The organism is Geodermatophilus sp. SYSU D00758, from assembly GCF_054049955.1.
Genome location: NZ_JBJGYK010000004.1, coordinates 204,142 through 214,524, shown reverse-complemented (window position 1 = coordinate 214,524; position 10,383 = coordinate 204,142). Strand labels below are relative to the sequence as shown.

The 10,383-nt window shown below is 78.3% G+C and carries 9 protein-coding genes and 1 pseudogene; 3 read left to right on the top strand and 7 right to left on the bottom strand.

What is annotated here, in order from left to right:
• Positions 1-163 precede the first annotated feature (163 nt).
• Entirely contained in the window at positions 164-2,482 is a 2,319-nt protein-coding gene (locus tag ACI8AC_RS05115; RefSeq protein ID WP_456895823.1) for an ATP-binding protein, read from the top strand.
• Here the strand turns inward: ACI8AC_RS05115 and ACI8AC_RS05110 are convergent.
• Positions 2,457-3,122 (bottom strand): hemerythrin domain-containing protein, encoded by a 666-nt coding sequence (locus ACI8AC_RS05110; RefSeq protein ID WP_456895821.1) that lies wholly within the window; start codon positions 3,120-3,122, stop codon positions 2,457-2,459. The genes ACI8AC_RS05115 and ACI8AC_RS05110 overlap by 26 nt on opposite strands.
• Before the next feature lie 124 nt (positions 3,123-3,246).
• On the opposite strand from ACI8AC_RS05110, the gene ACI8AC_RS05105 reads away from it, so the two are divergent.
• Positions 3,247-4,239, top strand: coding sequence for an NAD(P)H-dependent flavin oxidoreductase (locus ACI8AC_RS05105; protein WP_456895819.1), 993 nt, complete (start codon positions 3,247-3,249; stop codon positions 4,237-4,239).
• On the opposite strand, the gene ACI8AC_RS05100 is transcribed toward ACI8AC_RS05105, so the two are convergent.
• Positions 4,202-5,353 carry an acyl-CoA dehydrogenase family protein gene (locus ACI8AC_RS05100; RefSeq protein ID WP_456895818.1) on the bottom strand — a complete coding sequence of 384 codons (1,152 nt, stop codon included), beginning with the start codon at positions 5,351-5,353 and terminating at the stop codon, positions 4,202-4,204. The genes ACI8AC_RS05105 and ACI8AC_RS05100 overlap by 38 nt on opposite strands.
• 15 nt (positions 5,354-5,368) lie before the next feature.
• A complete protein-coding gene (locus tag ACI8AC_RS05095; protein WP_456895817.1) occupies positions 5,369-5,920 on the bottom strand; it encodes an N-acetyltransferase family protein in 552 nt (183 codons plus the stop codon).
• Positions 5,921-6,012: 92 nt separating this feature from the next.
• On the opposite strand from ACI8AC_RS05095, the gene ACI8AC_RS05090 reads away from it, so the two are divergent.
• Positions 6,013-6,600, top strand: coding sequence for a TVP38/TMEM64 family protein (locus ACI8AC_RS05090; protein ID WP_456895815.1), 588 nt, complete (start codon positions 6,013-6,015; stop codon positions 6,598-6,600).
• A gap of 9 nt (positions 6,601-6,609) precedes the next feature.
• Here the strand turns inward: ACI8AC_RS05090 and ACI8AC_RS05085 are convergent, their stop codons facing one another.
• The 4 genes and pseudogenes from ACI8AC_RS05085 to ACI8AC_RS05070 all read right to left on the bottom strand — a co-directional run bounded on the left by ACI8AC_RS05085 (position 6,610) and on the right by ACI8AC_RS05070 (position 10,370).
• The gene (locus ACI8AC_RS05085) at positions 6,610-7,815 is read right to left on the bottom strand and encodes a cytochrome P450 (RefSeq protein WP_456895813.1); all 1,206 of its coding nucleotides are present in this window, start codon (positions 7,813-7,815) and stop codon (positions 6,610-6,612) included.
• 13 nt (positions 7,816-7,828) lie between these two features.
• A pseudogene (locus ACI8AC_RS05080) lies at positions 7,829-8,794 on the bottom strand (PDR/VanB family oxidoreductase); the annotation flags it as partial.
• 128 nt (positions 8,795-8,922) lie between these two features.
• The gene (locus ACI8AC_RS05075; RefSeq protein WP_456895811.1) at positions 8,923-9,510 is read right to left on the bottom strand and encodes a hypothetical protein; all 588 of its coding nucleotides are present in this window, start codon (positions 9,508-9,510) and stop codon (positions 8,923-8,925) included.
• Positions 9,511-9,671: 161 nt separating this feature from the next.
• The gene (locus ACI8AC_RS05070) at positions 9,672-10,370 is read right to left on the bottom strand and encodes a hypothetical protein (RefSeq protein ID WP_456895809.1); all 699 of its coding nucleotides are present in this window, start codon (positions 10,368-10,370) and stop codon (positions 9,672-9,674) included.
• Between the last annotated feature and the right edge of the window lie 13 nt (positions 10,371-10,383).

The window sequence follows — 10,383 nt, the reverse complement described above, 5'->3', positions numbered from 1 at the left end:
GCCCAAGGCCTGAGCAAGCAGGAGATCATGCGCTGCCTCAAGCGCTACGTCATCCGCGAAGTCCACACGTCGCTACTGGCCGACTTCGACCACCTGGCCACCGCCACTTGACGACGATAGGAGCATCCGGCCCGACCGGCCACCGCTGCTACCTTCGCCGCCGGTGGGCGAGCGCGGGGACTTCGGCGGGCTGCTGCGCCGGCTGCGGACGGCGGCGGCGCTCGGCCAGGAGGAGCTGGCCGCGCGGGCCGGGCTGACCGCCAAGGCGGTGAGCGCGCTCGAGCGCGGCGAACGGCGACGTCCGTACCCCCACACCGTGCGGGCCCTGGCCGACGCGCTCGACCTCGCGCCCGGCGACCGCGCCGCCCTGGCCGCCGCGGGCCGGGGAGGCGACGCGGGGCCGGCTCCCGCCCCGCCCCCCGCCGTCCCGCTGCCCCCCGTGCCCCTCGTCGGCCGGGACGCCGAGCGCGCCGAGGTCGCCGGCCTGCTCCGCTCGGGAACCGCGCGGCTGGTGACCCTCACCGGCCCGGGCGGGGTCGGCAAGACGAGCCTGGCCCTGGCCGTCGCGACCGCCGTGGCCGACGGCTTCCCGGGCGGGGTGGCGGTCGTCGAGCTGGCCCCGGTCGGGGAGGCGGGCCTGGTGCCGGCGGCGGTGGCCCGGGCCCTGGGGGTGCCGCAGTCGGCCGACCCGACCGTGGCGGGGCTGGCCGCCTTCGTCGGCGGGCGCCGGGTGCTCGTCGTCCTCGACAACGTCGAGCACGTCCTCGACGCCGCGCCCGACGTGGCCGCGCTGCTGGCCCGCTGCCCGGGCCTGTCGGTGCTGGCGACGAGCCGGGCGCCGCTGCGGGTGCGCGCCGAGCACGACCGCCCGCTGGGCCCTCTGGCCGTGCCCGCGTCCCCGGACGTCGCCGCGGTGGCCGCCGCACCCGCCGCCCGGGTCTTCCTGGACCGCGCCCGCGCCGCCGGGCGGGCGGTGCACCTCGACGCGGCGACGGCGGCCGACGTGGCGGCGATCTGCCGCCGGCTCGACGGCCTGCCCCTGGCGATCGAGCTGGCCGCGGCGCACGCGCGCCACCTGCCCCCGGCCGCGCTGCTGGCCCGGCTGGACGAGGCGGTGGCCGCCGCGCGGTCCCGGGACCTGCCGCCCCGGCAGCGCACCCTCCGGGCGGCGCTGGACTGGAGCAACGACCTGCTCACCGCCGACGAGCAGGCGCTGCTGCGCCGGCTGGCCGTGTTCCCGGGCGGCTTCGGGATCCCCGCGGCGCAGGCGGTGGCCGGCACCGACGCCGCCGTCGACGTGGTGGCCCTGCTCGGCGGCCTGGTCGAGCAGTCCCTCGTGGTGCCGGTCGACGGCGGCGCGGACGGGCCGCGGTACCGGATGCTCGAGCCGGTCCGGCAGTACGCCGCCGCCCGCCTGGCCGAGGCCGGCGAGGCGGAGGCGACCGCCGACCGGGCCGCCGCCTGGCTGGCCGACCTCGCCTCCGGGGCCCGCGAGGGGCTGCGCGGCGCCGACCAGGGCCCGTGGCTGGACCGGCTGGACCGCGAGCAGGCCAACCTCGACGCGGCGCTGGCCCGGCTGCTGGCCCGCGGGCAGGCCGACCGGGCCGCCGTCCTCGGTGCGGACACCTGGCCGTACCGCGCGCTGCGCGGCACCACCCGCGAGGGCCTGGACCGGGTCGCCCGCACCCGTCGGGCCGCGGGGGGGCCGACGCCGGCCGTCCGGGCGGCGCTCGACCTCGCCGAGGCGGGGCTGGCCTTCGCCTCCGGCGACGAGGTGACGACGCTGCGCGCCGCGGCGGCGGCCGTCGACGCGGCCCGGGCTGCGGGCGCCGAGGACCTGCGGGCCGAGGCGCTGCTGCTCGCCGGGGCGGCCGCCGTGTTCCGCGGCGACGCGGCGGCCGCCGGGGCGGCGCTCGACGAGGCGACCCGGGTGGCGGCCACCCGCGGGGACCGCTGGTGCGCGGCGCTGGCCGAGACCGTCCGGGGCCAGCTCGCGCTGGTGACCGGGGACCTCGACGGCGCGGCGGCGGTCCTGGACCGCGCGGAGGCGCTGGCGCGGGCGCTCGGCAACCCCTTCACCCTCGCGCTGGTCCTCAACGTGCAGGCCAGCCTCGCCTCGGCACGGGAGGACGACGCCGCCGCCCTCGACCGGCTGCGGGAGGCCGCCGGGCTGGCCGCGGCGGTCGGGACGACGTGGACCCTCGCCCACACCCTGCCGGCGCTGGCCGTGCTCGCCGCCCGGGGTGGTCGCCCGGAGCTCGCCGCGGAGCTGTTCGGGGCCGGCGCGGCGACCGCCGAGGCGGCCGCCGTGGCGGTCCGCTTCCCCCCGGACCTCGACAGCGCCCGGTACTGGCTGCCCGAGGTGCGCGCCCGGCTGGGCGAGGCCGCCTTCGGCCGGGCGTGGGAGCGGGGGCTGGGCATCCGCCCGGCCGACGTGCCCCGCCTCGCCGGGGAGGTCACCGTCCCTGGCGGACGCGGCTGACGTAGCGGCGGTACCGGCGGGCGAAGACCGTCCGCACCAGCAGCCGCACCGGGGCGGGGACGACGGAGAGCATCGCCCGCCGCTCCTCGGGGTCGCACTCCTCCAGGACCATCCCGGACATGATCGGCAGCTGGGACCGGGACATGCCGGAGATCCCGTGCTCGCCGAGCTGCGCCCACTCCTCCGGCGTCACGTGCCGGGCGGCCAGCGGGAGGATCTCCCGCTCCTCCTCGTCGAGGTGCTCGACCAGCGCGTCGGCGAGGGCGTCGAGGCCGCCGGCCACCTCCGCGGTGACCGCCGGCCGGGCCTCGGCCTCCCAGCGGTCCAGCGCCGGGCCGAGCCGGCCGAGGGCCTGCTCCACCCGCCCGTGCTGGGCCTCCATCCGGTGCACGAGGGCGGCGGAGGGGGCGGCCCGCTCGAGGAGCTCGGGCCAGAGCAGGTCGTCCTCGCCGGTGTGGTGCAGGTGCAGCCCGGTGAGGCAGAGCCGGGCGTGCGCGGCGAGGACGGCGGCACGCGCGGTGTCACCGGCCGGGACCGCGCGGACCAGCCCGGGCAGCAGCCGGAACTCGCGGCGGAACGCGCGGTGCACCACCACCATGTCGTGGACGTCGGTGAGGGGGCGGGAGGTCGTCTCGGTCATGGGCACGAGCCTGTCGGCGGCGGCGGGACGGCGGCAGCCACAGGACCCCCGCACTACCCCCACACTGGGCGCGGTCCAGGGCGCGGCACCACGGCCGCCCCCGGCAGCGCATCGAGGAGGCGCCATGGCCGCCACCCGGTTCACCGAGCTGACCGGCTGCACGGTCCCGGTCCAGCAGGCCCCGATGGGCGCGGTCTCCACCCCCGCGCTCGCCGCGGCCGTCGCGTCGGCGGGCGCGGTCGGCACGCTGTCGGCCCTCGGCCTGGAGGTCGAGCAGGTCCTGCGCGCCGTGGAGAAGGCCCGGGCGCGCACCGCGGGGGTGCTGGCGGTCAACGTGCTCACCGAGGACGTCGACGAGGACCTCGTCGTCGCCGTCGCCGAGCGGGTCCGGCTGGTCGACTTCTTCTGGCTGGCCCCGCGACCCCGGCTGGTGGAGCTGGTGCACCGCGCGGGCGCGCTGGCGAGCTGGCAGGTCGGTTCGGCGGAGGAGGCCCGCGCGGCGGCGGACGCCGGCTGCGACGTGCTGGCCGTGCAGGGGGTGGAGGCGGGCGGGCACGTGCGGGGCTCGCGGCCGCTGCGCCCGCTGCTGGCCGAGGTGCTCGGCGCGGTGCCCGTCCCGGTCCTGGCCGCCGGCGGGATCTCCTCGGGTCCGGCCCTGGCGGCGGTGCTGGCCGACGGCGCGGACGGCGCCCGGATCGGCACGCTGTTCGTCGCGACCGAGGAGTCCGGGGCGCACCCGGGCTACAAGCGGGCCGTGGTCGAGGCCGGCCCGGGCGCCACCGAGGTCACCGGCGCGTTCGCCACCGGGTGCCCGCTGTGCGCGACGAGCGCGCGGGCCCGGGTGCTGACCAGCGCCGTCGAGCGGGTCGGCTCCTTCGACGGCGACGTCGTCGGCACGCTGACCGCCGGGGACCGCGCCGTCCCGCTGCCGCCGGGGGCCGGGCTGCCGCCGCTGGCCACCGTGTCCGGGGACGTGGCCGCCATGGCCCTGTACGCCGGGGAGGGCGTGGCCGAGGTCACCGCGGTGCGGCCGGCCGCCGAGGTGGTCGCCGACCTGGCGGCGCACGCCGGGGCCGCGCTCAGATCCGGTGCCGGGCGATCCACTGGGCGGCGATGACCGAGCGCTGGATCTCGTTGGTGCCCTCGCCGAGGATCATCAGCGGGGCGTCGCGGAAGTAGCGCTCCACGTCGTACTCCCGGCTGTAGCCGTAGCCGCCGTGCACCCGCATCGCGTCGATCGCCACCTGCATGGCCGTCTCGGAGGCGAACAGCTTGGCCATGCCCGCTTCCATGTCCGCGCGCCCCCCGGCGTCGAGCCGCTCGGCGGCGTCGGCGGTGAGCAGCCGGGCGGCCTGCACCCGGGTGGCCATGTCGGCGAGCAGGTTGCCCACCGACTGGTGCCGCCAGATGGGCTGCCCGAAGGACTCCCGCTCCTGCGCGTAGCGGGTCGCCGCGGCCAGCGCGGCCTGGGCGACCCCGACCGCGCGGGCGGCGACCTGGACGCGGCCGACCTCCAGGCCGCGCATCATCTGCACCCAGCCGCGGCCCGGCTCGCCGCCGAGCAGCGCGGAGGCCGGCACGGCCATGTCCTCGAAGACCAGCTCGCAGGCCTCCACGCCCCGGTAGCCCAGCTTGTCGATCTTCGGGCCGACGGTGAGGCCCTCCCCCGGCTCGACCAGGAGCACGCCCATGCCGCGGTGCGGCGGGTCGGCGTCGGGGTCGGTGCGGCACAGCAGGCCGATGAGGCCGGCGTGCCGGGCGTTGGAGATCCACGTCTTGCTGCCGGTGACCCGGTAGGTCCCGCCGTCCAGCCGGGCGGTGGTCCGCATGGCCTGCAGGTCGCTGCCGCCGGAGGGCTCGGTGAGCGCCATGGTGGCCCGCAGCGACCCGTCGGCCATCCGCGGCAGGTGGGCGGCCTGCTGCTCGGGCGTGCCGAAGGTCCGGAGCAGGTGCGCGATGACCGAGTGGCCGCCGATCGCGCCGGCCAGGCTCATCCAGCCCCGCGCCAGCTCTTCGGTGACGCGGGCGAAGCAGGCGGTGCTGACCCCGCTGCCGCCGTGCTCCTCGGGCACCAGGAGGCCGAAGACGCCGAGGGCCTTCATCTCCTCGATCAGCGGCTCGGGATAGCGGTCGTCGGCCTCGAACTCCCGGACCCGTGGGCGCACCCGCTCGTCGACGAAGGCGGCCGTGAGGGCCACCATCTCCTCCTCCTGGGCGCTCAGCGCGGTCATGCGGACCTCCCGTCCTCAGCGCGGCGGCTCCGGAGCGCCGTCGTCATCGCCGTCGTCGTCCCCCTCGGGCCCGAGCGGGCGCTGGTACCAGGCGACGTCGTGCCAGCGACCCAGCTTCCAGCCGACCCGGCGGTAGGTGCCCACCGGCTCGAAGCCCAGCGCCCGGTGCAGCCCCTCGCTGGCCGGGTTGGGCAGGACGATGCCGGCGAGCGCGCGGCGGTAGCCCCGCGCGGCCAGCCGGTCCAGCAGCGCGCCGTAGAGCGCCCGGCCGGCGCCGGGGCGCCGGCGGCCGGGGTCGGTGTAGACGCTCACCGTCGTCGACCAGCGGTAGGCCTCGCGGGCCGTGAAGGCCGTCCCGTAGGCGTAGCCGGCGACCTCACCGCCGTCCTCGAGCACCACCCAGGCGTGCGTGGCCAGGGCGGCGTCGATGCGGCCGGCCATCTCGGCGGCCGACGGCGGCTCGGCCTCGAAGGAGATCGCGGTGTCCCGGACGTAGGGCGCGTACACGGCGGCGCAGGCCCGCGCGTCGGCCGCCGTCGCGTCCCTCACCTGCTGCCCGTCGGCCACGCGGCCATCCTGCCCGGCCGGTCACGGGTGCTCGGCGTGCACCCCGTCACAGCGCCCGCGACGGGGCGGCCGGCGGCCGTAGCCTGGCGCGGGTGAGCCCCGCCCGACCCGACCTCGACCGGGCGCTCCGCCTCCTGCAGGGGCCGTGGGTCCGGCTGGCGCTGCTGGGGGTCCTGCTCGCCGTCGCGGTGGTGCTGGCGCTGACCGTGGACCGCCCGGGGGTGCCGGCGGTGCGCGGCTGGCTGGACGCCGCCGGGCCCGGCAGCTGGACGCTGCTCGTCCTCGCGACGTCGCTGGCGATGCTCGTCCCGGTGCCGCGGACGGCGGTGTCGGTGCTGCTCGGCGCCGCCGCGGGCTTCCCGGCCGGGCTGGCGGTGGCGGTGGCCGGCGGCTTCCTCGGCGGGGTGGCGGGGTTCGGGCTGTCCCGGGTGCTCGGCCGGGACGCGGTGGCGCGGGTCGCCGGGCGGCGGCTGGACCGGGCCGAGCGGCTGCTGGCCGACCGCGGGTTCCTCGCCGTCCTCACCGCCCGGGTGAGCCCGCTGCCGTTCGTGCTGACCAGCTACGCCGCGGGGCTGACCGGGCTGCGCTGGCGGCCGTACGTGCTGGGGACCGCGGTCGGGGTGGTGCCCGGCTCGGTGCTGCACGTGGCGGTCGGCGCCTCGCTGATCACCTGGTTGTGAGCCGCGGCGTCAGGCCGGCACCAGCCGGACCGGGATGCTCCCCCAGGCGCGCAGGGTGTTGTTGTGGTGCCGCGTCGTCGGGCCGGCGAGCTCGATGCGGGCCACCCGCCGGGCCAGCGCGGTGAGCAGCGACTCGGCCTCCAGCCGGGCGACGTGCTGGCCGACGCACTGGTGGATGCCGAACCCGAAGCCGACGTGGCCCGAGGGGTCGCGGGTGAGGTCGAAGCGGTCCGGGTCGGCCCAGTGGCGCGGGTCGCGGTTGGCCGCGGCGAGGAACATGAGGATCTTGCGCCCGTCCGGGATGACGGCGCCGCCGACGGCGACGTCGCGGGTCGCCGTCCGGAAGAAGGTCTGCACCGGCGACTCCCAGCGCACCGCCTCGTCGAAGGCCACCCGGGCCAGCGCGGGCTGCGCGCGCAGCCGCGCCCACTCCGCCGGGTGGGTCGCCAGGGCGTACAGGACGGCCGACAGCCCGTGCACCGTGGTGTCGACCCCGGCGGTGAGCAGCGAGCGGACGACGAGCGGCGCCTGCTCGTGGGTGATCTCGCCGCGGTCGGCCTGCGCCCAGATGTCGGCGCCGAAGCCCTCGGGCGCCAGCACGTCGCGGGCGCACTGCCCGGCCACCCAGGCCGAGAGCTCGGCGACCCGCGGCGCGCCGGCCTGCGTGAGGTCGTTGTCGGGGCCGAAGGCGTTGAAGGCGTGGTTGCCGTAGGGCAGCAGGTTCTCCCGGCCCTCCTGCGGGAGGCCCACCGCGTCGGGGAAGACGCGCAGCGGGAAGGCCTCGGTGAGGTGCGGGACGGCGTCGAACTCGCCGCGGTCGAGGACCTCGTCGACCAGCGCCTCGGCGTCCGCGGCCCAGCGCTCGCGCAGCCGGTGCAGCGCGCGGGGGCCGAGCACCTTGGCGAGCACCCGGCGGGGGGCGTCGTGCCGCGGCGGGTCGGCCTCCAGCAGCAGGGACGGCGGCCGCCACGGCTTCTCGTAGCGGAAGTTGGACAGCCCGACGCCCGCCCCGGACGAGAAGTCCTGCCAGTCGACCAGCGCCGCGCGCACCTCGGCGTACCGGGCGAGGGCGAAGACGTCGTAGCGCTCGAGGTGGACGACCGGGCCGGCCTCGCGCAGCTGCCGGTGCAGCGGCAGCGGGTCCTCGAGGACGTCGTGGGCGAACGGGTCGGCGTCGGTGGTGGGCAGGTGGGCGGGGGCTGCGGTGCTGGTCACGGCCGATCCCTCTCTACAGGTCGAGGACGAGGCGGTCGCCGGCCGCCCGGGAGACGCAGATGAACATGCAGTCGCCGGCGGCGCGCTCGGCGTCGTCGAGGATCGAGTCGCGGTGGTCCGGGACGCCGGCCAGCACGGTGGTCTCGCAGGTGCCGCAGGTGCCCTGCCGGCAGGAGGAGAGCACCTCGACGCCGGCGGCGCCGACGGCCTCCAGCACCGAGGTGCCCGGCTCGACGGTGACCGTGGTCCCGGTGCGGGCCAGCTCCACCTCGAAGGGCGCCGAGCGCACCGGGGCGGCCTGCTGCTCGGCGACGAACCGCTCGGTGCGCAGCACGGTGGGGGGCCAGTCGGTGCAGGCGACGCCCATGGCGTCGAGCAGCGGGCCCGGCCCGCAGCAGTAGACCTTGGTGTCGTCCCGTGGCTGCCCGAGGAAGGCGGGGAGGTCGAGCAGGCCGGTCTCGTCCTGCGGCATCACCTGGACGCGGTCGCCGTGGCGGGTGAGCTCGTCGAGGAAGGCCATGGAGGCACGGCGGCGTCCCCCGTAGAGCAGCCGCCAGTCCGCGCCGAGCATCTCGGCCTGGGCCACCATCGGCAGCAGCGGCGTGATGCCGATCCCGCCGGCGACGAACAGGTAGCGCTCGCCGGGCACGAGCGGGAAGTTGTTGCGCGGGCCGCCGACGCCGACGCGGTCGCCGGCGCGCAGGGTGTCGTGCACGTAGGCCGACCCGCCGCGGCCGGCCGGCTCCCGCAGCACGGCGACGCGGAAGGTGCGCGGGTCGAACCGGTCGCCGCACAGCGAGTACTGGCGGGTGTCGCCGGAGGGCAGCACCAGGTCGATGTGCGCGCCGGGGGTCCAGTCCGGCAGCCGTCGTCCCTCGGGGTCGGCGAGCGTGAGGGCGACGACGTCCTCGGCGACGGTGGTCTTCGCGACCACCTCGAGGGTCGCCACGGTCGTGCTCGCGCCCCGGCCCGGGACGGCCGGGGCGGTCCCCGGCGGGGCGAGCAGGGTGCCGGCGTCGGACATGTCACCTCCAGGTCGCGGTGCGACGAGGATGCGACCCCCGCCACACCGCGACCCAGCGGTCTCTCACTGGTCGAGAGGGGAGCTCAGTCGCCGAACAGCCGGCCCAGGACCCCCCTCGCGCTCGCGACCGGCCGCTGGGCCTGGACCAGCCAGGAGCTGCAGACGATGTTCGCGCCGGCCAGCGCCGGGACGGCGAACTGGGTGATCCGCTGCCGCCGCTGCCAGGTGGCGATCTCCTCCGGGGTGCCCGACGTCGGCAGGGTGGCGTCCTTGACCTCGACGGTCCGGCCCTGGCGCTCGGCCTCCTCGGCGAGCTTGCCGATCTTCCCGCCCGAGTAGGCGGCGAACGCGGTCGCGCCCGCCCCCGCGACGGCGAGGCCGGCCTTCAGCGCGCCGATCGAGCCGTAGCCGCGCTGCAGCGCGATCCGGCCCTTGCTGACCTGGGTCAGCCGCAGGCCGGCGAGCAGCGTGGCGGCGATGCCGCCCCACTGGGCGGGGGCGAACCGGCTCCAGGCGGAGCCGGCCACGCGGATGCGGTCGATGCCGCGGGTCAGGTCGCTGCCGGACTTGTTGACGCCCGCGATCCCCATGACCGCACCGCCCAGCCAGAGGGCCGAGCCGAGGTCGTGGACGGACTGGGCGAGGAAGTGGTTGTCGCTGTGGGTGCTCATGTCCCCTCGAGGGTCGTTGCGCAGGCCGCCGGTGGTCTCCCGGCGGATCGCCGACCGGTACCCGGCCGGGCGCCCCGCCACGCAGGTCCGGGCGGTCCGGCCGGACGCGCCACCACGCCGCCACCCCGCGATCCCGGTGCCGCCCCGGGATCGCGCCGCTGCTACGCCCAGCGGGCCAGCGCCGTGCACGTCCCGGGCGCCACCGCGGTGAGCCCCGCGTCGACGACCTGCACGGGGGCGTGCCCGCGCAGCTCCGCCCACCGGGCCGGGTCCGGGTGCTCGACGACCACCGGGAACCCGGCCTCCGCCCAGGCGGCCAGCCGGTCCCCGGGCAGCCGCGCCGCGGTCAGCTGCGCGGCGTGCCCCGCGGCCGCCGCGGCCTTGCCCAGCGGCAGGGGCGGCTCCGGGCAGATCGACACCACGACGGAGCCCCCCGGCGAGGGGTCGGCCACCCGGCGGGCGTCCGGGTCGTCGAGCTCGCGGCCGGACAGCGGGAGCCGGGCGACCTCCCGGGGGATCCCGTCGGTCGCGGTCGGCACCAGTGCCCGCAGCTGCGCGCCGGCCACCTCGGCGGTCACGCCGGGCAGCGCCCGCACCCGCTCCCAGGTGACGCCCCGGGCCCGCCGGCAGTGCTTGCGGATCCGCCCGTCGGCCCACCGCCGGACCTGCGGGGACCACTCCCCACCCGGCCGCGCCCGCTCGTCGGCGAGCAGCCGGACGACGGCGACGGCCGCGGCCTCGCAGACGGCCGTCCGGGTCGGTGGGGCGCTCCGCTCGATGCGCGCCACGAGCTGCATCGCCCAGGGCGCCTCCTCCGGGTACCCCTCCTCCCGGCGTTCCGCCTCCCGTCCGACGTGCATGCCGCCACCCTCC